Below are 21,294 nucleotides of genomic sequence, written 5' to 3'. Positions count from 1 at the left end.
TCCGGCAGGAGATCAACAGATGACCGCTGCCCCCGAACACGCGCCAACGATGGCTCAATCGTCGCTCCGCGACCGACTGGCCCCCTACGCACCGCTGCTGCTGGTTCCACTGTTGGCTATCGCCGGTTTTATCGCCGTGCAGAACCCTGCAAGCTGGATGACCCTGACGGTTTCCGGGCTGGCCATGGGAATGATGATCTTCCTCATGGCCTCCGGGCTGACGCTTGTTTTCGGGCTGATGGATGTCATCAACTTCGGCCATGGCGCCTTCGTTTCTGTTGGAGCCTTCATCGGAATTTCGGTTTTGCTGACACTGGGCCAGCTGACCAATGCGCCGTCGCTGGCATTGAACCTGCTGGCCATTCTCGCCGCCGTTCTTGCCGCAATGGCGGCGACCGCCCTCATGGGCTGGGCATTCGAACGGGTGATCGTCAAACCCGTCTATGGCAATCATCTGAGCCAGATCCTGGTCACCATGGGTGGCCTGATCATTGCCGAACAGCTGATCATCGTCCTTTGGGGGCCGGAAGAAATCTACTTCACACGTCCCGAGGCGCTGAAGGGGGCGCTGACCCTCGGCGACGCCGCTATCGAGAAGTACCGTCTTGTTACCGTCGCCGTCGGCCTTGCGGTCTTTGCTGCCATGCGCTTCGTGCTGCGCCGGACCAAGATCGGGTTGATCGTGCGCGCAGGCGTACAGAATGGCGAGATGGTCGCCGCGCTCGGATATCGCCTGCGCCTCGTCTTCGTCGGCGTGTTCATCGCAGGTTCAGCCCTTGCGGGCCTGGGAGGTGTGATGTGGGGCCTCTATCAGGAAGTTATCACCGCCCATATGGGCAATCAGGCGATGATCCTGATCTTCATTGTGGTGATCATCGGCGGTCTCGGATCGGTTGAAGGCTGCTTCATCGGTGCGCTGCTGGTCGGGCTGTTGCAGAACTATGTCGCCTTCGTAGAGCCGAAACTGGCCCTTGTTTCCAATATCGCCCTGATGGTCGCAATCCTGATGTGGCGCCCGATGGGCATGATCCCGGTGGTAAAGGCAAAATGATGCACATCCTTCTGTCTGGCGACCTGCCCCGCTCTCGCATTCTGGCCCTTTTGCTGGCTGTCATTCTGATTTGTCTTGCCTTCGCACCCTTCCTTTTTCCGGGCGTGCGGACAGTGGATACGGCTGCACGCATCTGCATATTCGTGGTGCTGGTGGCGAGCTATGATCTGCTGCTGGGCTACGGCGGCATCGTCAGCTTTGCCCACACGATGTTCTTTGGCATGGGCGCCTATGGTGTGGCACTGGCCTCCACCCACATGGGGCGCGGATTCGATGCGCTTCTGGTCGGCTCTCTCACTGGAGCTGGTCTCGCCGCTGGGCTGGCGCTGTTGATTGGACTGTTTTCATTGCGGGTGCGGGCCATCTTTTTTGCGATGATCACGCTTGCGGTTGCCTCCGCCGTTGCCGTCCTTGTCAGCCAGCTCTCTGGTCTGACCGGTGGCGAAGACGGTCTGACGTTCAAGACCCCGCGCGAGTTGGGACCTGCGTTCAAATTTGGTACGGAGCTGTTTGGCGGTGAACTGTTCGGCGTCAAACTCAACGGACGACTGCTCACCTACTACCTGATTTTCGCAGGCAGCGCGCTGCTGTTTCTCGCCCTGCTGCGCGTCGTGAATTCGCCGTTCGGTCGCGTTTTGCAGGCCGTCCGCGAGAATGATTTCCGGGCGGAGGCGATCGGCTACCGCGTTGTTTACTACCGCGTTACGGCCACCTGTCTCTCGGCGGCGATTGCCGCGCTGTCCGGCTCTCTCTATGCGATCTGGCTACGTTACGTGGGACCAGACACCACCCTGTCGATGACCATCATGATTGATATCCTGCTGATGGTCGTCATCGGTGGTATGGGAACGATCTACGGTGCGGTGGTTGGTGCGACCGTTTTTGTACTTGCGCAGAATTACCTGCAAAACCTGATGGGCGTGCTTTCCGGCATGACCGAGGGGTTGCCGTTGCTGCCCGAACTCCTGAGCCCGGACAGGTGGCTATTGTGGCTGGGTGTCCTTTTCATTCTTAGCGTCTACTTCTTTCCTAGCGGCGTGGTTGGCCGCCTGCGCGGGCAACGCTAGCGCCGAGACCGGCAGGCGGCAGGGCTAGCGCAGAATTTGATCTTCAGGCCAGCTCAGCTCTGTCTCGATCTGGATCACTTCACGCGCGCCCTGAGCGATCTCCATGTCCCAGGCCAATATCCCGCGCTGTTTCTCGACGTTTTCTTCCGTCGGCGCAGGGCGCGCAGACCAGCGTATCTTAAGGTCGTCCTGCTGGGAGTATGGAACACGGTCAAGAACCCGCAAAGGCCAGGGCTGGTCAGTCAGGTTCTCGATCTCGATCTCAACCCGGCTAAACTGTTCCGCATTGCGCGAAATCAGCCCCTGTTCACCTTCGCTCTGATCCAGAACATCGCGGCGCAGGGTTAGCCCCTTGATCGGCCCAAACCCGATGTCTGCCTCTGCCCCAGGTGCCAGGCCCGGAAAATCTGCAACGGCGACCAGCTTCCCGTCCACGAAATGCGCAGCCTCCGTTGCAGGCAGCAACTGCTCGCCAAATTCGTTTGCGAAACGCACCACGCGATAAGCGACCTCATTGCGCAGTGGCACCGCCTGTGCTCTCAACTCGGCGCTTGCGGTGACACTGTCCATTTCTAGCCGCAACGCATCCACACCCGAGGCAATGGAGACCGGCTCACCAAACCCATAGACAGCCGCAACGCCGCCCGTGTCGACGCTCCATTGCGGAAGTAGCTCATCAACCAACACAGCCGCTTCGATTATCGGTTCGTTGGCAAGCTGCAATTCCATATCAGATGACAGCCGCTGCTTAGGCGTTGGGACAGGCATCGGTTTCTCGATCCGACGCAGCTGTGGGAACAGGCGCGATGGCGCTGATTGCCCCAGCGGTTCCGCCGTCGACAGCGTCAGCGCAATATCCTGCCAGCTCTCGCCCGTATCCTGCGCCAGGATCACGCTGCGCGCCAGAGTCAGCTCCGCCACATCACCTGTCGCAAGATGCAGCTCATAATGGGGAGACCACCCTATATGTCCCGCTCCAGCTGTCAGATAGGTGAGTGTAACCTCGGCACCCCCAGCCTCCGCAACGTCGACTTCCACCTCAATGAAGAGCCGGTCCTCATCCTCCAGCGCGATGGCGGCGAGTGCTGCGTGGGCCTCCTTCAATTCGTCCTGGAGTGCTGTCAGAGCTTGTTCCTTGGCGCGGGCCTCGGCCTCTGCATCAATAATCTCACGATGGCTTGCAGTAGCCCGGTTTGAGATCATCACCGCGATATCCGCCAGCGCTGAGGCATCCGCCCCCGCCAGACCATCATTACCGCCAAGTTGTTCAAGGAATTGGATTGAGCTCTGCGCGGCTCGGGCCATGGCTCGGGCACGTTCCGCTTCATCCGTCACGGCTGCGATCTGTTCTTCGATCTGACGGATACGTGTCTCAGCAGCGTCAATCTCAGGTGTCGCCACGTCCTGAGGGGGCACGGACTCCTCTCGCATTAGGGTGCTGATACGGCGCCCGCCCGCGATCTGCACCTGCAGGCTGGCGGTCTGCGCACTTTGTGGCACGTTTTGCAGGATCAGCTGGTGCCGCCCGACAGGCAGGTCCACCGCCGCAGTGCGGGTGATTTGGGCAAGCCCCGGATAAAGCGTTACCGCGGAAACCTGGCTAGAAACAGGGAACACATCCGCAACTGCGGATGTGGCAATGCTGATTGTGCCGGTGGTAGCCGCAAGAACGGCAAAAACTGAATGAACAGGTCGCATGATATCTCTCGATTGATCAAATCGCGGACAAGCGGCCCGCCTGTGATCAAATCTACGTATCGTTGCGAGATGTTACCAGCCGTTGCATCCCATCATGACGCAAACTGCCAGTGCTTGCTCAGGCTTGGCTTATGTTGTCCGGCAATGGAGCCCCAAATCGCGCCTCCAGCTCTTTCCCAGGAAACCCAAGAAACCGGCAGGTACAGATTTCGACGTGGCTATGCGCATCGCGAAGACGGGTCCGCCCGTCACTGCGCTCCAGATAAAATCCCTTGCTGCGCAGAGCCCGGATCAGATCCAGCCAGTTCTTTGCTGTGCGAAAGCTCTCGCTCAAAACCATCCGCAGCTGCGCCGCCATTTCGGCATCTAGGCGCGAACCGTTGCGTGCTGTGGCCCAAGCCGTTTCCCCCGAGCTGATTACAGTCTCATGTGTCTGCGCCTGCGTCGGCGTTTTTCCCATCATGGTCTTACCCCCAAGTTACCTTCATCCAACTCCCATCAGACTAGTGGGATAAAGGCTGGCAAGAACAGTTGTACAAACGGTAAAGGGGCCGTCTCTTTCGAGACAGCCCCCTCTCTGAATGGATAGGTTTTTAACCTTTTTTTAGAACTTCACGCCCCAGAAGCTCTGCGATCTGGACAGCGTTCAGGGCAGCGCCCTTGCGCAGGTTGTCGCTGACGCACCACAGGTTGATGCCGTTATCAATGGTCGAGTCCTGGCGGATCCGGCTGATAAAGGTTGCGAAGTCGCCGACGCATTCGACCGGCGTCACATAGCCGCCGTCTTCGCGCTTATCGATCACCATAATGCCCGGCGCTTCGCGCAGAATATCGCGGGCTTCATCTTCGTCCAGGAAGTCTTCGAACTCGATGTTGATGGATTCGGAGTGGCCGACAAAGACCGGCACGCGGACGCATGTCGCCGTGACCTTGATCGACGGATCGACGATCTTCTTGGTCTCCGCAACCATCTTCCACTCTTCCTTGGTGGAACCATCATCAAGAAAGACGTCGATGTGCGGGATCACGTTGAACGCGATCTGCTTGGTATAGACAGAGGGCGGAACATCCTGTGTCGGATTGTAGACTGCTTTGGTCTGATCCCACAGCTCATCAATCGCTTCCTTGCCGGAGCCGGAAACCGACTGATAGGTGGAGACCACAACGCGCTTGATCTTGGCGCGATCATGCAGCGGCTTCAGCGCGACAACCATCTGTGCGGTCGAGCAGTTGGGGTTCGCGATTATGTTCTTTTTGGCATAGCCATGCACCGCCTGCGGGTTCACCTCAGGAACAATCAGCGGCACATCGTGATCATAACGATAAAGCGACGAGTTATCGATAACCACGCAACCGGCGCCAGCGGCCTTTGGCGCGTATTTCTTGGTCGCGTCGGACCCGATGGCAAACAGCGCCATATCCCAGCCGCTGAAATCAAAGGTGTCGAGATCTTGGGTCTTCAGTGTTTTGTCGCCGAATGTGACTTCGGTGCCGAGGGATTTGCGGCTCGCCAGAACTGCAATCTCATCCACAGGAAACTGGCGTTCAGCCAGAATGTTCAGCATTTCACGGCCCACGTTGCCCGTGGCGCCCGCGATAACGACGCGATAACCCATTTTGTGTCTCCAATTGTGTCCGGCCTCGTGACCGGCTGCGGTGTCTTATCGGGAAAGCCCGCGCGAGGAAAGGCTAGATCAATCCAAGCTGTCTGGGCTGAGCAGATATATTGCGCATCCGGCCAGCAAAAAGGCGAGCAGGAAACCGAAAATAGCCAAATAGGGCAAGGAAAGGTCCGCACCGGACGTTTCCGCATGCAGGCGCCCACTGGCAAACTGCATGATTCCCACCCCGCCGATGCCAAAGAAGTTGAGCATGGTCACACCGCGACCCACCAGATGCGGCGGCACAAAGGCACGCCCCTGCGCCAGGATCACCGGAAACGCAGCGCCAAAGAAGCCAACGGCCGCCATCAGCGCCACCACTAGCGGCACGGGACCATCCACCCACAGCATCAAGGCCCCCAGCGCGACACAGGCAAGCAGATTGCCGCCAAGCACGACCCCCTTGCGGGTTCCCAGCAGCCGGTCCATCGGACCATAGGCAAAGGTGCCAAGGATCATCGCGACCCCCATCACCAGGCTGGCCAACCCGACCGCCTCCCGCCCCAGTCCAAAAACATCGCTCAGATAGGGTCCGATCCACAGCCCCCGCAAGGCCGCAGAGGGGGCGTAGGCCACGAACATCATGATGAATATCGGCCAGAGGACCGGCAGGCGCAGAATATCGAGAACAGACCCTTTGGCCCCCTCGCCCGCCTCGACCCGCGCCGGATCCTTTACCGTCAGCGCGATGCCCAGTGCGACTGCGGTAGAGATCCCTGCAAGCCCGAACAGCGTGCCCCGCCATCCCAAGACCTCAACCGCCAGCGCCGTTGGATAGGACGCGACCAGATTGCCCAGCGAGCCCACCCCGAGCATCACGGCCGCCAGTGTCGCAAAACGGCGTGGCGGATATTCGCGTGCGAATATGTAATAGGACGCCATGAGCACGGGAGAACAGCCGATCCCGATCAGGACCATCGCAAGGCTGATATGTGAGGGCTGAGCCGCCAGCGCAAAGACCAGCGTTCCGCCGCCACCGCCAAGCAGCAGCAGTGCCGCAGCGGTCCGGCTTGGTCCGACACGATCCAGCGCCCAGCCGACCGGCAGTTGCATCGCCGCAAAGGTCAGGAACCAGAGCCCTGAGGCAAAGGCGAGATCCTCGGGCGTGGCTCCCAGATCGTTTTGCAAGGCGGAGCTGAGCACCGCCAGGAATGCGCGAAAAAACTGACTGAGCACATAGCCCAGACATAATATGACCAGCCCGGCCTGCATGTTGCCCCCCCCCGGAATGAGATGTCTGCCCCGGCAAGCAGCCAAGACCAGCAATCGTAATCCGTCCACAGTGGCGATTTCGCACCAATTCACAAGAGTGCGAAACCACTTAGCCGTGATTGGTCGTGTGCTGCTGTCGCGCTAGGCTATGGTGTCAACAGGATGAACGGATCGCAGATGACACAGGATGGTTTCTACCAAAGCCTAGCGCCCAGCCGCGACTTTGCCGGTCTGACCCGTTCTGGTGCCTTTACGCCGCTGCCGAGGGACTGGATGGTCGGCTGCTGCGATATCGTCAATTCCACCGATCTGATCGCGACCGGGCGCTACAAGACGGTAAACACCATCGGCGCCTCGGCGATTGCCGCGATGATCAACGCCCTAGGAGGCACGCCGTTTCCCTATGTCTTTGGCGGTGACGGCGCCTCCTTTGCAGTGGCCCCTGAACACGCCGATATCGCGCGCGACACGCTGGCGCGGCTGCGCAGCTGGACCAGCGCGGAATTCGACATCGAGCTGCGCGCCGCATTGCTGCCGGTGTCCTGGATCAGAGCCGAAGGCCTGGATGTCGCCGTTGCCCGCTATGCCGTCTCAGACGCGGCCGACTACGCAATGTTTGCCGGTGGTGGCCTCAACTGGGCGGAACGGCAGATGAAGCTGGGAGGTTTCGAAGTGCCCCCCGCACCGCTGCCCGATCCGCCGGATCTGACAGGCCTGTCCTGCCGCTGGAATACGATACCGGCTCGCAACGGGATGATCCTCTCGGTCGTGGTACAGCCCCATAGTCGGGCCTCAGCCAGGGATTTTGCCAAAATCGCCAGCGATGTTCTCGCAGTTGCAGACAAGTTGCAGCGCCATGGTCATCCGGTGCCGGAGGGCGGGCCAAGCTTCAGCTTCCCCCCGCCGGGTCTGACGCTGGAGGCAAAGATGTCACGCGGGAAAACCGCGTTGATTTTGCGAAAGCTGCAGTTGTTTGTTCAGACTGTCTTTGCGGCCTATGCGCTCACCCGCAAGCGTCCGATTGGTGGCTTTGATGCCCAGCATTACCGCAGAATGCTCGTCGCCAACGCGGATTTTCGAAAATTCGACGATGGCCTGAAACTGACACTCGACTGTCCGGCAGAGGTGCGCGACGAGATCACACATATCCTGGAGAAAGCCGCGGCCGCAGGGCAGGTGCGCTATGGCCTTCACGAACAGGACGAAGCGCTGGTAACCTGCATCGTACCGTCGGCGATGCGCGACAATCACGTCCATTTCATCGACGGGGCAGCGGGCGGCTATACGCAGGCAGCGCTGAGAATGGCCGCCGCTTCAAATCCGGCGGCGGCCTGAGGTCTGATCGGGACCGTTTTGCGTTGGCGAGATGCCCCCGATCAGACCGGCTGGAACTTGCCGCTGCGCGGCTCATAACACTCCAGACCACCCTCGCCGATATCGGTCCAAAGGCCATGCAGGCTCAATGTTCCATCCCGCACGGCGCTATCAATGAAGGGGAAGGTCATCAGGTTTTCGAGCGATGCAACCACCGCCTGCCGTTCAAACTGACGCGCCTGCGCGTCGGTATCCTCGATATCTTCGACCAGCGGAAACTTCGGCTTCAGGATATCCATCCAACGCCCGACAAAGCTCTCCTTGGCATCCAGCGCTGGTGCATGGCCTTTGCACATGTCGATACATCCCTGCACACCACCGCATTGTGAATGCCCCAACACAATCAGATGTGCCACCTTCAGAACGGTAACAGCGTATTCAACGGTCGCGCTGGTGCCATGGTGATCGCCGTCAGGCTGATAGGGCGGCACCAAATTCGCAATATTACGGTGAATGAAGAACTCGCCCTGATCGGCACCGAAAATCGAGGTGACATGAACCCGACTGTCGCAGCAGGAAATAACCATCGCGCGCGGGCGCTGCCCTTCGCTGGCGAGCCGCCGGTACCAGCCTTGATTTTCGCTATAGGTCGTGGCTTTCCACCCATGATAGCGCGTCACCAGATAGCTCGGCAGGGGTTTGGCAAATTGCATGTGTCGTTCCTCGATTGACCTCTGGCAGGTCTGTTACCAAGGATTGTTAGCAAATTCGAGAGATTTGGTCATCCGGCTGGAAACCTTTTGACAACTTCTAAGGCGCAAGTTTGGCCCGTGCCGTGGGGGCATGAATAAATTGGGGTTTAATGTGGTGGCTCAAATACTCACTGTAGTACACAAAGAAAATGTGCGCCTAGACTCCGACAAACTGTCGGATCTCTATACGCAACTCGGCGAAGCCGGGGCCGAAGATGTGGTGTGTCGCGCGATCGAGGAACTCGCCGTGCGGCTGTCTCATTGCGAACGTCTCTGGCGCCAGAACGATTTGCCAAACCTACGCAAAAGTGCGCGTTCCCTGATCGCTATCGCCGATCAGATTGGCATGACAGCAATGGCACGGGTTGCCCGTGACGTGACCGGCGCGATCGACATAAACGATTTTGCAGCAGTTTCGGCGACCCTGTTCCGGCTGATGCGGATCGGCGAGCGATCCCTGACCGCTGTATGGGAGCAACAGGACCTTTCGGTCTGACAAGTGATCCTGGGGGGACACTTGCTCGGATATATCTGACAGCGGATCTGCCGCCGATGGAGCCGGTCTCCAACTGTCAGACCAAGGCTTGATGCCAACCAAATGGCAATTTCGTAGCGACTCAGGTTATGCGTCCGGGCTCTTAGCGGGGCCCTTATTGGCGTTGCGCCTGCGGCCGTGGCGGATGCAACCTGTTGAAACCACATGTTGACCGACAATCAGCAGGGCTTGCAGACGGCGCTGTGACAGATACTCTGACGATGAAATCGCCCCCCGGTCCCGGAGTATCCTGTCATGCCCTCTGCCAAGCCATCCGCCATCAGCCGCCTTGCGCGTCCGGCCTTCGCCGACCCGGCGACGGCCAGCCTCGATCTGCATGTGCTGGATCAGGACAAGTGCGAAGACTGGCTTGCCAATGCGCCGAGCGAGACCAGTAACTGGGCCCGCACCAATGGGTTTCGCGGCGCCATCGGGCAGGTGCTCGTCATTCCGGATCGCGACGGTGCGCCCAGACAGGTGTTGGTGGGATACGGCACCGCCAAGGACCGCGCGAGGGGCAGGTTCATTCTGGCCGGCGCCCTCTCTGCGCTGCCCGGAGCAACCTATCGCCTGGTCGAAGGGATCGCCGAGGAGGATCGCCCGGCTGAGTGCCTAGGTTGGCTGCTCGCCCAATATAGGTTTGATCGGTATAAATCCGGGCGCGTCTCCGAAACCCATCTGATCGCACCCGAGGGAGTCGATACAGCCCGGATCGAGGCCTGCGCGGCCGGGGAATATCTGACTCGCGACTTGATCAATACGCCCGCCTCTGACATGGGGCCGCCGGATTTGCAGGAGGCAACACAGGCGCTGGCGGATCGATATGGCGCCGCCCTAGACGTTGTCGCCGATGAAGATCTTCTGACGCAGAACTTTCCCATGATCCACACCGTTGGCCGCGCTTCGGATCGTCGTCCCCGCCTGCTGGATATGCGCTGGGGCAATACTGGCCCGAAGCTCACCCTTGTAGGCAAGGGCGTCTGTTTTGACACCGGCGGCCTCAATCTCAAACCCGGCAGCAGCATGGCCCTGATGAAAAAGGATATGGGAGGTGCCGCCAATGTCCTGGGGCTCGCAGAGATGATCATGGCGCTGCAATTGTCTTTGCAGCTCCGCGTCCTGATCCCAGCGGTTGAGAACAGCGTTTCGGCGAATGCCTTTCGCCCCGGTGATGTACTCACCGCGCGCAACGGTCTGACGGTCGAAATCAACAACACCGATGCCGAAGGTCGGCTGGTCCTGGCCGATGCCCTGTCCTACGCGGCGGAAGACGCCCCGGATCTGCTAATCTCCATGGCCACGCTGACGGGCGCGGCGCGTGTGGCGGTCGGTCCGGATCTGGCGCCGTTTTACACCGATAGCGATAGCGATGCCGATGCGCTCAGCGCGGCCGCCGCTGCCTCAGCCGATCCGGTCTGGAGGATGCCTTTTCACGCGCCCTATGAGACCATGATTGAACCGCTGATCGCTGATCTGGACAACGCGCCAAGCGGCGGCTTTGCCGGATCAATCACCGCGGCTCTGTTCCTGCGCCGCTTTGCCGGCGGCAGCCGGTATATCCATTTCGACATCTATGGCTGGACGCCGACCGCCGCCCCGGGCCGGCCAAAGGGCGGCGCATTGCAGGGCGCTCGGGCCCTGCTCGATGCGTTGCCAACCATGCTGAACCTCTGAGGCACCGGATGACCGATCCCCGCCGCACCCCGGCCAATGACCGCGTGATCGCTGCACATCTGGCGCAGCACTCGCCCGACCGCACGGCAGTGACAGGACAACCCGCCTGTATTCGTTTGCCCGTGGTAAACCTGTTACGGCGCCCGGACGGGCCGCGCGACCGTCAACTGTTGCTTGGCGCCGAGATCACGATCTACGAAGAGCGCGATGGATGGGCGTTCGTGCAGGCTATGGCTGATGGCTATGTCGGATATGTTCCGGCCACAGCCCTCGCAACCGATGCCGCCCCCGCAACCCATCGGGTCTGCACACCGGCAACACATGCCTATAGCGCCGCAGATATGAAATCCGCCGACCTCTGCAGTCTCAGCCACGGCAGCAGGGTGAGCGTCCTAGCTTTCACAGATCGATTTGCGGAAACCAATCTGGGGTTCATCCCCGCGTCTCATCTGCGGCCGGTTTCAGTGCCCGAAACCGATCCGGTCGCGGTTGCACAGCTCTTTCTCGGCACGCCTTATCTATGGGGCGGAAACAGCCGCTGGGGGATCGACTGCTCGGGTCTGGTCCAGGCGGCGATGCTGGCCTGCGGGGTCACCTGCCCCGGTGACAGCGACCAGCAGGAAAATGAAATGGGCCAGGACATATCGCTCGGCAACACAGCGGTTCCCAGTGATCTCAGACGCGGCGATCTCCTGTTCTGGAAGGGCCATGTCGCCCTGATGCAGGACCACGAAACCATGATCCATGCAAACGCCCATCATATGGCGGTTGCACTGGAGCCGGTGGCGGATGCGGTGGAGCGGATCATGGTGCAGGGCGATGGACCGATCACTCGTCACCGGCGCCCAGACCTCTGAAGCCGCTTCTTCGCGGCCCGGATCATCAGGCAGCGCCGCAATCGGCGGTCAGGTCACGGATCGGATGAGCTTGCGTTCGAGCACACGCAGCACGGATTTGAGATCATGGCCGCGCTTCAGAATCTGCCCATCCATACCGACAACCGCATATTGCCCCTGCCTATTACGCAGCTTGGGACGTTTCTCGATACGATAAAGAGGGTGCTCAGCGGTGCGCCGGAACACCGAGAAAACGGCCAGATCCCGAAGGGTCGAAATGCCGTAGTCCCGCCATTCCCCGGCTGCAACCATACGGCCATACAACGACAGGATCACCGAGAGTTCGGTCCGGTGAAAGGCAACCTGCTGCGGGCCGGAAAACGATGAGAAGGGCTGCACTTGGTCAAAGCTCATAATGACAGCGTTGCGCCAAACAGACAGCAAATCAAGCATTATTGCCACCTTGCGGCGCAGCTGGCGTCCTCAGGAAGGCGAAAGCTCGGGCAGAACAGAGCGTGTGTCCAGACCGATGGTCTGCTCAAAAGCCGCACGTCCAGGGGCGGTCAGCAGCAGCCCCCGTTTGACCGGCTGACGCTTGACCCAGCCCGAAGTCAGCGCGTGAGACAACAGCTGACGCCCCAATTCGCCCGAGATATGCAGGCGCCGCTCCGTCCAGTCCATGCAGGGCTTCGCAAAGGCTTGCCGTGAAGGCCGTGTCGGCAAGGTCACTCCCAGCCGGTCCCATTCTGCTGCCGGAATCACTTCGAACCCGCCGTTGCGCTCAACCAGAATTCCAAGATCGAGAAACCGCCGGGTCATCGCCACCGCCAATGGACCGGCAAAGTGGTCGTAGCAACTGCGCAATGGTGCCAGGACACCCGCCTTTCGCTGCTGCGCACGATGCAGATGATCCGACGGCGCAATCGCAGCCAGTTGCTCAAGGGTCTGTGCCACCTCGGCGCTGGCCAACCTGTGAAAAACGCAGCGCCCTCGCTTTTCAGCAACGACCAGGCCTGCGGATTGCAGCAGCTGCAAATGCGCTGTTGCTGTCGGCGCGGTGACACCTGCCGCCGCCGCCAGCTCCTTATTGGTGTAGGACCGACCGTCCAGCAGCTCGCATAACATACGGGTGCGGCTGGCATCGGAAAGCGCCTGGCCCAGAATATCAAATCGAGGAGTGCTCATGGTCAGACGATAACCCGCCGCCCGCGATTGCGACTAGTACAAACGCTTCGACCATCGCCGAAGGGTTCTAGCCAGCCTGTCTGTCCCATCATTAACCGGGATCTAACCTCAACCGCATAGTTTTTTTGCATCGCGCCTGATCAGGATCTGGAGCCAAGAGACCATGCAGCATGACCCCAAACAACGACGCCATCGACCTGACCGGGTTCAGACCCGAGCCGACGAGCACTGGCGTGGTCTGGGGGGCCTCTGCCTTCTCATGGGCAGCGCGTTGCTGATCGCCTCACTTCTGCTGCTGGCCGGCAAGGTCGATGCCGATCCTCAACCGACCAACAAACACGTTGCCCAACGTATCGCTCTGATGGGTGGCCAAAAAACGGCCGTTCAGGATCTTGCAGCGATGACCCGCGACTACATCGCATTCGATCGCGGTGCCGCGCGCGCGGCCCGACGCGCTCTGATCCGGTCGACGCGCCGCATCCCGCGCGAATTCCGCCAGGATGTCACCGATCTGTCATCCCATGCACGCGGCGGTATCTGGGCAAACTGGGCTGATTTCAAACGCCATGCGGAGTCTGCCGAACGCGCGGCACGCGCACTGAATACCCGCTCGGCGGCCGGGTTGAAACGCAGCCTGCCGCGCCTGCTATCCGCCTGTCACAACTGCCACCAAATCTACCGTGAGACACCGCGCGAACTCACCACTCACTGAGCTGCCCTAGCCGGTTCGACCCGATGGCCGATCAGCCAGCACTGTTGCCTGCCGTACCAGCGACCCCGTAGCGGGCAAGAAACGTCTTGATCGCGGCCTCAACCACACGCTCACGCTCGTCATCGTCGATATCGGCGTCGATGTTGAAAAGCAGCCTAAGGAACATATCCGCGCGACACAGTTCCGCAAACTGATCAGCCGCCAGATCCAGATCCTCGATCCGCAACTCGCCCCGTGCGGTCGCTTCTGCCAGATACTCGCGCAGCTGCGCCCGGATGGTTGCCGGTCCGCTTTCGTAGAAGCGGCGTCCCAGATCCGGAAACCTGTCCGCCTCGGCAACGCAGATGCGAAACATCTTAACGCCAAACTCCGAGAGGATCACCGACAGAACGTGGTGCCCCGCCTCACGCAGCGCGGTCTGAGGGTCACAGCAACCCGCGCCAATGCTGACCGCTGTGTCAGCCTGACGCGCGCAACCGTGCCGGGCAACTTCCATGAACAACAGCCGCTTGTCCGGAAAGTAGCTATAGAGCGTTGCCTTCGAGACCCCGGCTTGTCGGGCAATATCATCCACGCTGGCGCCCTCAAACCCATGGGCCATAAACACATCCCGCGCACCGAGGAGCACCTGATCATATTTGCGACCCTTGCGGGGAATAGCGGTTGGCTGGTTCATCAATACTCTCGGTCAGGGGGCGACACAGTGATCGGATATCGCGGGTTGCAGGCCCAATCTAGGCATTCTGCGGCAAGGTCAAGCGTGACCTCACAAACGGTTGCGGCGTCGTGATAGTCTATGAGCCAGAGCCCTGCGCGGCGAACAAAAAAACGCTTGCGCCGACGATCTGTCCAACTCATGACATCAGCTTAACGTGTTTGTCGGCATAGGCAAACGCGCGGATGGAAACACACCGGAACCGCTTATGGCGGCGGCTCTGCGGTTGCGCCATGGGGGCCAACGGATAGGTGCCAGCGCGTCAGCGATGCCCGGCCCAACGGGAAGAGGACCTCACCCGAGATCCGATGACGGGCGGGAGCCCCGCGCGGGGTGAGAAACGCTCTTCCCGAGTTGGTCAAATTAGGTTACCAATTCCCACGATGCTCGACATATTTCTGAGAACACTCCCGTTTTTTGCGATCATCGGTCTTGGATATTGGGCCGGTCGCAGCCGCTTTTTCTCGGAAGAGGCCACCGCCAGCCTCACAAAGTTCGTCTTCTATTTCCCACTTTCGGCAATGATCTTCCGATTTGCCGCCAATCTGTCTTTTTCGGAGATCTTCGATCCCCGGCTGGTGCTCGGGTATCTGTTGGGCACATCGGTAGTTTATGGGGTCACCACGCTGGTGGCTGCGCTGCGTCGCCTCGACATGCAAACCGCCGCAGTAGAGGCGCAATGCGCGGCCATCGGCAACGTTGGATTTCTCGGCCTGCCAATGATGATCATCTTGTTCGGCCCGGCCTCGGTAGGGCCGATGATGCTGGTTCTCAGCGTCGATCTGGTGGTGTTTTCCTCTCTGATCGTCGTCCTGATCAACCTGGGGCGCGGCAGCGGCCTTAGCGGCGCCACGCTGGGGCTGGTTGGTCGTGGGTTGCTGCGAAACCCGATGATCCTGTCGATCTGCGCGGGTCTGATCTGGTCGGCGCTCGCGCTGCCGATACCGACCCCTGCGAATGCGTTTCTTGCCTTGCTGGGCGATGCCGCAACGCCCGGCGCGCTCTTTGCGATCGGCGCGTCTCTGGCCTCGAAATCTGCCGAACGGGTGCAGATTGCCAGCTGGCTCAGCTTCGCCAAGCTGGTATTGCACCCGGCCGCAGTGGCGCTCTGCGTGCTGGTGCTGGTGCCTGTGGATCCCTATGCCGCCGGTGTCGCCATCGCCGCCGCAGCGCTGCCGGTGGCCGGAAACGTCTACATGCTGGCGCAACACTATGGGGTCGCCCCGCACCGTGCCTCAGCCGCCATCCTGCTGTCGACGACACTCTCGATCCTGACACTGCCCTTGGTGATCGCCGGGGTCTCGGTATTGACGCAGCCCTGAGCCGATCCGGCCACTGACCGGGCGATATTGGCATCAATCGCGGCCATCGGCGTCCGCAGTCTTCAGGTTTTTGCAATGATATGTCGCAAAAACAGGGACCACAGACGCGCAGTCACTGGACCCTATGGCTGACCACAGGTAGCGATAGAGCAACATAGAACAAAGGAGTCGCCCCATGGAAACCGTCTCGGAAAATGCCGCCTTCGGAGGCGTGCAAGGCGTCTATCGCCATGCCAGCAGCAGCACCAATTGCGACATGACCTTTGGGCTGTTCCTGCCGGAGGAAGTCGCCGATGGGCCGGTTCCGTTGCTGTGGTATCTGTCCGGGCTGACCTGCACCCACGAAAACGCCATGACCAAGGCAGGCGCGCAGGCCTGGTGCGCGGAACAGGGGATCGCCATCGTGTTTCCGGACACCTCCCCGCGCGGCGACGGGGTTGCGGATGACGAAGCCTATGACCTGGGACAGGGGGCTGGTTTCTACGTGAACGCCACCCAGGATCCCTGGGCGCCGCATTTCCGGATGTGGGATTACGTCACCGAGGAGCTGCCTGCCCTGCTGGCTGAGCAGTTTGCACTGGATATGGATCGCCAGTCGATCACCGGCCACTCCATGGGCGGACATGGCGCGCTGACGATGGCGATGAACCTGCCGGGCCGGTTCCGGTCGGTGTCGGCCTTCGCGCCGATCTGCAACCCCTCGGCCAGTGACTGGGGCCGCAAGCAGCTGACGGCCTATCTGGGCACTGACGAAGCCGCATGGGCGCGCCACGACGCCACCCTGATGATGCAGGAGAGCGGCTTTGACGGGCCAATCCTGATCGACACCGGCACATCCGATCAATTCCTCGACCTGTTGAAACCGGAGGCTCTGGCCGAGGCTGCGGCGGCCCGCCGCCAGCAGGCCGTCCTGCGGATGCAGCCGGGATATGACCACAGCTATTTCTTCGTCTCTACCTTCATGGAGGACCATGTGTCCTTCCATGCCGAAGCGCTCTACCGGGGCTGATACATGGCAGATTTCAACTACGACCTCATCATTATCGGATCCGGCCCCTCCGGGCGCACCGCAGCGATTCAGGCAGGCAAACTGCACCGCCGCGTATTGGTCATCGACCGCAAGGATCGTCTGGGCGGTGTCTCGGTTCATACCGGCACTGTCCCGTCCAAAACCCTGCGAGAGACCGTGCTGAACCTCTCTGGCTGGCGCGAGCGCAGTTTCTATGGCCGCGCCTATCGGGTGAAGGATCAGATCCAGGCCGAGGATCTCAAGGCCCGCCTGCACATGACCCTCGACCATGAGGTCGACGTGCTGGAACATCAGTTCAACCGAAACCACGTCGAGGTCCTGGCCGGTCTTGCGCGTTTTGTCGGCCCGAACGAGGTCGAAGTCGCTACCGAGGCAGGCGATACCACCCGTGTCACCGGCGAGAAATTCCTGATTGCCACCGGCACGCGCACCTATCGCCCGGAGTATGTGCCATTCAACGGCAAAACCGTCGTCGACGGCGATGAGTTCCTCGAAATGGAGGAAATCCCGCGTTCGCTGGTCGTGGTCGGAGCCGGGGTGATCGGCGTCGAATATGCCACCATGTTCTCTGCCCTTGATGTCCGTGTGACCCTGATCGAGCCGCGCGACACCTTCCTCGACTTCATCGACAGCACATTGATTCAGGATTTCACTCACCAGATCCGCGAGAACGGCGTCGATTTGCGTCTCGGCTCTGCCATCACCAAGATCGAGGACGAAGGCAGCCATATCGAGGTGAGCCTGGAGAACGGACGTCATGTACGCGGCGACATGCTGCTGTTCGCCGCTGGTCGCATGGGCAATACCGAGGCGCTGAACCTTGAGGCTGTTGGTCTGGAAACGGATCACCGCGGCCGTCTCAGTGTTGATCGCAAATCCTATCAGACCGCTGTGCCGCATATCTATGCCACCGGCGATGTGATCGGCCACCCCTCCCTGGCGTCGACCTCATTGCAGCAGGGGCGGGTTGCAGCCTGTCACGCGCTGGAAACACCGACCCTGCCCGAAAGCCCATGGTTCCCCTATGGCATCTATTCGGTGCCTGAGATGTCAACCTGCGGCATGTCGGAGGAAGAACTCCAGGAACGTGGCATCCACTACGAAATCGGCATCGCGCGCTTCCGCGAAACCTCTCGCGGTCATATCATGGGGCTGGAACACGGCATGCTGAAGATGCTGTTCTCTCTCAAGACGCGCCGAGTGCTCGGTGTTCAGATTGTCGGCGAAGGCGCAACCGAACTGATCCATATCGCCCAGGCGGTGCTCAACCTCAAAGGCACGGTGGATTACTTCGTCCAGAACACCTTCAACTATCCGACCCTGGCCGAGGCCTATAAGATTGCCGGCCTTGACGCGTTCAACCGGATGCCGATCCCGGAGGAGTTCAAGGTGAAGAAGACCGGCCCCGAGACCTCCAAGACCGCCGCCAAGGCGAAACCGGCCGCCAAGGTAAAACCCACCAAGGCCGCTGAGTGATGGCGCTCTATATCGACGCCGATGCCTGCCCCGTCAAAGCCGAGGCAGAGCGCGTGGCAACCCGCCACAAGGTCACGATGTATGTTGTCTCAAACGGTGGGCTGCGCCCCTCGCAGAACCCGCTGGTAGAGACCGTGATCGTATCTGAAGGCGCCGATGTAGCCGACATGTGGATCGCCGAGCGTTGCGGAAACGGCGATGTCGTGGTCACCGGAGATATTCCGCTGGCCGCAAAATGTATCGAGGCCGGCGCCCGGGTGTTGCGGCACAATGGGGACCGCTTCACAGAGGCCAATATCGGCCAACAACTGGCGATGCGCGATCTGATGGCAGATCTGCGCGCCGCCAATCCGCTTGGTGCCGGGGGCAGCGGCAAAGGCTTTACCAAAGCCGACCGATCCCGCTTTCTCGACGCGCTCGAGCGTGAGATCCGCGCCGCCAGCGCCACCTGAACCGGTCCGGTCGCCCCCTGCTCTTGCCCTTTGCCCATCGTTGCGTCACTGATTGCACCAATCACCGAGGCGGAGAGCAGATGTGACGCAGCAACAGGCAGGCCTCCCCATTCTTGGCGTCCTTGCGGCAGTCGGGGCCGCCATCTGTTTCTCCATCATCGACGTCATCTTCAAATTCCTGTCCGGCGATTACCCGCTATATCAGGTGGTGATGTTCCGCTCCGTCGTGGCCATGTTCGTCTTGCTGGCGCTGATCATCCCTCTGGAAGGCGGCTATGGCATTCTGCGCACGCGGCAACCCCGTCTGCATCTGCTGCGCAGCCTCGCGGTGCTATTTGCCAATCTCTGTTTCTTTACCGGTCTCGCGATCATGCCCATCGCCGAAGCGGTGGCGATTGCCTTTGCCACGCCGCTGGTTGTCACCAGCCTGTCAGTCCTGTTTCTGAAAGAGCGGGTTGGCCCTTGGCGCTGGATGGCGGTTGCCATCGGTTTTGTCGGTATTCTGATGATCATGCGCCCGGGTCCCGGCACCTTTCAGCCTGCTGCAATCCTGCCGTTTCTCGGTGCCTGCGGCTATGCCACGCTGCATGTCCTGACCCGCCGGGCTGGCGGTTCGGACAAGGCGGCGACACTGTCCTTCTACCCGACGCTTGGGTTTCTGCTGGTCAGCTCCCTTGTCGGGCTGCTAGCCGGTGACGGGCGCTTCGCCACCTCCGACAGCGCTGGTCTGCAGTTCATCCTGCGCGCCTGGATCTGGCCTGCCTCTCAGGATTGGCTCCTGTTTCTGACCGTGGGGCTAGCCGGCTCCGTCGGCGGTTATCTGGTCAGCCAGGCCTATCGCCAGTGCGAGGCTGGTCTGATTGCTCCGTTTGAATATATCGCCATGCCGATGGCCGTGGTTTGGGGCGTATTGGTCTTTGACGAATGGCCAGACGGCCCGGTCTGGATCGGATCGACCTTGATCATTGGCGCCGGGCTTGTTTCAGTCTGGCGCGAAACCCGCCGCAGTCGCCCAGCCCCTCGCCCACGACCGCGTTCGACCGGATAGGAGAGCCTGAAGATGACCATCCAAGCCGTCGTTTTTGACATCGGCCGCGTGCTGATCGAATGGGAGCCTGAACGCTTCTACGATGCCAAGATCGGCAAGGAGCGACGCGAAGCGCTGTTTCGCGAGGTCGACCTGCATGAAATGAACCTGGGCATAGACCGGGGCGACGATTTCAAGGGCGCCGTCTATGCGCTGGCCGATCAGCATCCCGAATGGGCCGAGGAGATTCGCCATTGGCACGACAGCTGGCTCCAGATGGCCAGCCCTGCGATTCCTCACTCCGTTCGCCTGATGCGCGCTCTGCGCCGACGCGCTGTGCCGGTCTTTGCGCTCACGAATTTTGGGATTGGCACCTTTGAACTGGCCAGAACCACTTACCCGTTCTTCGACGAGTTCGACAAAGCATTTGTCTCCGGCCATCTACGCACGATCAAACCTGAGGCAGAGATCTACGCCCAGCTTGAACAGGATACCGGCGTACCGTCTGAGCGTCTCCTGTTCACCGACGACCGCCCCGAAAACATCGAGGCTGCCGCCGAACGCGGCTGGCAGACGCATCTCTTTACCCATCCCCAGACCTGGGCTGATCGCCTGGTGACAGAGGGACTGCTGTCGCCGGAGGAGGCCCAATGAGCGCGATCCTGCAAATCCCATTCGACCAGGGCGAAGCCAATCTGGACTGGCGATCGTTCTGTGATGCCCTCGCCGCAGGACACCGGCTGCCAAAGGCTGAGGTCACCGATAGTTTCCTCTACCGGGGCAAGGACACGCTGCTGAACCGCGCTGCGTGGATTGATGGGCTTGGTCTTGCGGTGAAAAGCGCGACGATCTTTCCCGGCAACCCGGATCGCGGCCAGCCGATGGTCAATGGTGCGGTGTGCCTCTACGACGATCAACACGGGATGCTGGAGGCGCTGATCGACTTCCATCTGGTGACCAAATGGAAAACGGCTGGTGACAGCCTGCTGGGGGCGCTCCGCTTGGCCAATCCAGACAGCCGGGAGATCCTGATTGTTGGGGCCGGCACCGTCGGGGCCTCGCTGATAGAGGCCTTTGGCACCGCCTACCCCAAAGCTCAGATCCGCATCTGGAATCGTACGCTGGCAAAGGCAGAGGCGCTGGCACACCGCTACCCCCATACGAAAACAGCACCCGATCTGGAAACTGCTGTGCGGGCGGCGGATATCATCGTGACCTGCACCATGTCGTCGACGCCTATCATCCATGGGGACTGGTTGCACCCCGGCCAGCATCTCAATCTGATCGGCGCCTACCGCCCAGATATGCGCGAGGCGGATGATACCGCTCTGCAACGCGCCGAGATCTATTGTGACAGCTTTGACACCACCATCGATCACATTGGGGAGTTCAAGATTCCGCTGGCCGACGGCGTGATCCGCCGCAACGAAATCCTGGCGGACTTCTACGATCTGGAGCGCTTTCCCGAATTCGACCCTACCAAGATCACCCTGTTCAAAAACGGGGGCGGCGCACATATGGATCTGATCACCAGCCGCCACATTCTGGACCGCTGGCGAGGAGGGAGCTAACCCC

The 21,294-nt window shown here is 60.6% G+C and carries 22 protein-coding genes; 14 read left to right on the top strand and 8 right to left on the bottom strand.

Going from position 1 to position 21,294, the window contains the following annotated elements; genetic code table 11:
• Positions 1 to 19: 19 nt before the first annotated feature.
• Entirely contained in the window at positions 20 to 1,051 is a 1,032-nt protein-coding gene (locus VWY60_RS02225; RefSeq protein WP_416534541.1) for a branched-chain amino acid ABC transporter permease, read from the top strand.
• The gene (locus tag VWY60_RS02220; protein WP_416540862.1) at positions 1,048 to 2,118 is read left to right on the top strand and encodes a branched-chain amino acid ABC transporter permease; all 1,071 of its coding nucleotides are present in this window, start codon (positions 1,048 to 1,050) and stop codon (positions 2,116 to 2,118) included. Before VWY60_RS02225 ends, VWY60_RS02220 begins: the two co-directional genes overlap by 4 nt.
• Positions 2,119 to 2,142: 24 nt before the next feature.
• Here VWY60_RS02220 and VWY60_RS02215 read toward each other — a convergent pair whose 3' ends face one another.
• The 4 genes from VWY60_RS02215 to VWY60_RS02200 all read right to left on the bottom strand — a co-directional run bounded on the left by VWY60_RS02215 (position 2,143) and on the right by VWY60_RS02200 (position 6,689).
• A complete protein-coding gene (locus VWY60_RS02215) occupies positions 2,143 to 3,816 on the bottom strand; it encodes a DUF4139 domain-containing protein (protein WP_416540861.1) in 1,674 nt (557 codons plus the stop codon).
• Between the two features lie 118 nt (positions 3,817 to 3,934).
• Complete coding sequence (locus tag VWY60_RS02210; protein WP_340546443.1) at positions 3,935 to 4,279, bottom strand: hypothetical protein; 345 nt, start codon at positions 4,277 to 4,279, stop codon at positions 3,935 to 3,937.
• 130 nt (positions 4,280 to 4,409) lie between these two features.
• Entirely contained in the window at positions 4,410 to 5,432 is a 1,023-nt protein-coding gene (locus tag VWY60_RS02205; protein WP_340546442.1) for an aspartate-semialdehyde dehydrogenase, read from the bottom strand.
• A gap of 78 nt (positions 5,433 to 5,510) precedes the next feature.
• Positions 5,511 to 6,689, bottom strand: coding sequence for an MFS transporter (locus VWY60_RS02200; RefSeq protein ID WP_416538286.1), 1,179 nt, complete (start codon positions 6,687 to 6,689; stop codon positions 5,511 to 5,513).
• Between the two features lie 177 nt (positions 6,690 to 6,866).
• Between VWY60_RS02200 and VWY60_RS02195 the strand changes: the two genes are divergently transcribed.
• Positions 6,867 to 8,024 carry a DUF3095 domain-containing protein gene (locus VWY60_RS02195; protein WP_416540860.1) on the top strand — a complete coding sequence of 386 codons (1,158 nt, stop codon included), beginning with the start codon at positions 6,867 to 6,869 and terminating at the stop codon, positions 8,022 to 8,024.
• A 41-nt stretch (positions 8,025 to 8,065) separates the two neighbouring features.
• On the opposite strand, the gene VWY60_RS02190 is transcribed toward VWY60_RS02195, so the two are convergent.
• Positions 8,066 to 8,716, bottom strand: coding sequence for a carbonic anhydrase (locus VWY60_RS02190; protein ID WP_340546439.1), 651 nt, complete (start codon positions 8,714 to 8,716; stop codon positions 8,066 to 8,068).
• 130 nt (positions 8,717 to 8,846) lie between these two features.
• Between VWY60_RS02190 and VWY60_RS02185 the strand changes: the two genes are divergently transcribed.
• From VWY60_RS02185 to VWY60_RS02175, 3 genes are all read left to right on the top strand, one after another.
• On the top strand, positions 8,847 to 9,251 hold the full coding sequence (locus VWY60_RS02185; RefSeq protein WP_340546438.1) for a hypothetical protein: 405 nt from the start codon (positions 8,847 to 8,849) through the stop codon (positions 9,249 to 9,251).
• Between the two features lie 294 nt (positions 9,252 to 9,545).
• Positions 9,546 to 10,964, top strand: coding sequence for a leucyl aminopeptidase family protein (locus VWY60_RS02180; RefSeq protein WP_416540859.1), 1,419 nt, complete (start codon positions 9,546 to 9,548; stop codon positions 10,962 to 10,964).
• 8 nt (positions 10,965 to 10,972) lie between these two features.
• On the top strand, positions 10,973 to 11,821 hold the full coding sequence (locus VWY60_RS02175; protein ID WP_416540858.1) for a C40 family peptidase: 849 nt from the start codon (positions 10,973 to 10,975) through the stop codon (positions 11,819 to 11,821).
• A 48-nt stretch (positions 11,822 to 11,869) separates the two neighbouring features.
• Here VWY60_RS02175 and VWY60_RS02170 read toward each other — a convergent pair whose 3' ends face one another.
• Positions 11,870 to 12,214, bottom strand: coding sequence for a DUF2794 domain-containing protein (locus tag VWY60_RS02170; protein WP_340546435.1), 345 nt, complete (start codon positions 12,212 to 12,214; stop codon positions 11,870 to 11,872).
• A gap of 69 nt (positions 12,215 to 12,283) precedes the next feature.
• A complete protein-coding gene (locus tag VWY60_RS02165; protein ID WP_340546434.1) occupies positions 12,284 to 12,985 on the bottom strand; it encodes an ArsR/SmtB family transcription factor in 702 nt (233 codons plus the stop codon).
• Positions 12,986 to 13,148: 163 nt separating this feature from the next.
• Between VWY60_RS02165 and VWY60_RS02160 the strand changes: the two genes are divergently transcribed.
• Positions 13,149 to 13,697, top strand: a complete 549-nt coding sequence (locus VWY60_RS02160; RefSeq protein WP_416540857.1) for a cytochrome c — start codon at positions 13,149 to 13,151, stop codon at positions 13,695 to 13,697.
• A 31-nt stretch (positions 13,698 to 13,728) separates the two neighbouring features.
• Here VWY60_RS02160 and VWY60_RS02155 read toward each other — a convergent pair whose 3' ends face one another.
• On the bottom strand, positions 13,729 to 14,373 hold the full coding sequence (locus VWY60_RS02155) for a TetR/AcrR family transcriptional regulator (protein ID WP_416540856.1): 645 nt from the start codon (positions 14,371 to 14,373) through the stop codon (positions 13,729 to 13,731).
• A 422-nt stretch (positions 14,374 to 14,795) separates the two neighbouring features.
• On the opposite strand from VWY60_RS02155, the gene VWY60_RS02150 reads away from it, so the two are divergent.
• The 7 genes from VWY60_RS02150 (at position 14,796) to VWY60_RS02120 (ending at position 21,290) form a co-directional block, all read left to right on the top strand.
• Positions 14,796 to 15,734, top strand: a complete 939-nt coding sequence (locus VWY60_RS02150; protein ID WP_416534550.1) for an AEC family transporter — start codon at positions 14,796 to 14,798, stop codon at positions 15,732 to 15,734.
• A 175-nt stretch (positions 15,735 to 15,909) separates the two neighbouring features.
• A complete protein-coding gene (fghA, locus tag VWY60_RS02145; RefSeq protein WP_340546430.1) occupies positions 15,910 to 16,743 on the top strand; it encodes an S-formylglutathione hydrolase in 834 nt (277 codons plus the stop codon).
• Positions 16,744 to 16,746: 3 nt separating this feature from the next.
• On the top strand, positions 16,747 to 18,240 hold the full coding sequence (gene sthA, locus VWY60_RS02140) for a Si-specific NAD(P)(+) transhydrogenase (protein ID WP_416534551.1): 1,494 nt from the start codon (positions 16,747 to 16,749) through the stop codon (positions 18,238 to 18,240).
• Positions 18,237 to 18,692: a YaiI/YqxD family protein gene (locus VWY60_RS02135; protein WP_416538280.1), complete on the top strand. Its 456-nt coding sequence runs from the start codon at positions 18,237 to 18,239 to the stop codon at positions 18,690 to 18,692. The genes sthA and VWY60_RS02135 overlap by 4 nt, the downstream gene beginning before the upstream one ends.
• Before the next feature lie 82 nt (positions 18,693 to 18,774).
• Entirely contained in the window at positions 18,775 to 19,740 is a 966-nt protein-coding gene (locus VWY60_RS02130; RefSeq protein ID WP_416540855.1) for a DMT family transporter, read from the top strand.
• 12 nt (positions 19,741 to 19,752) lie between these two features.
• Positions 19,753 to 20,373 carry an HAD-IA family hydrolase gene (locus VWY60_RS02125; RefSeq protein ID WP_416534553.1) on the top strand — a complete coding sequence of 207 codons (621 nt, stop codon included), beginning with the start codon at positions 19,753 to 19,755 and terminating at the stop codon, positions 20,371 to 20,373.
• Positions 20,370 to 21,290, top strand: coding sequence for an ornithine cyclodeaminase family protein (locus VWY60_RS02120; RefSeq protein ID WP_416540854.1), 921 nt, complete (start codon positions 20,370 to 20,372; stop codon positions 21,288 to 21,290). Before VWY60_RS02125 ends, VWY60_RS02120 begins: the two co-directional genes overlap by 4 nt.
• The last annotated feature ends 4 nt before the right edge of the window (positions 21,291 to 21,294 follow it).

The organism is Phaeobacter sp. JH20_26 (assembly GCF_048056275.1).
Lineage (GTDB): Bacteria > Pseudomonadota > Alphaproteobacteria > Rhodobacterales > Rhodobacteraceae > Phaeobacter > Phaeobacter bryozoorum.
The sequence above is the reverse complement of the archived record's forward strand: the minus strand, read 5'-3'. Positions and strand labels throughout refer to the sequence as shown.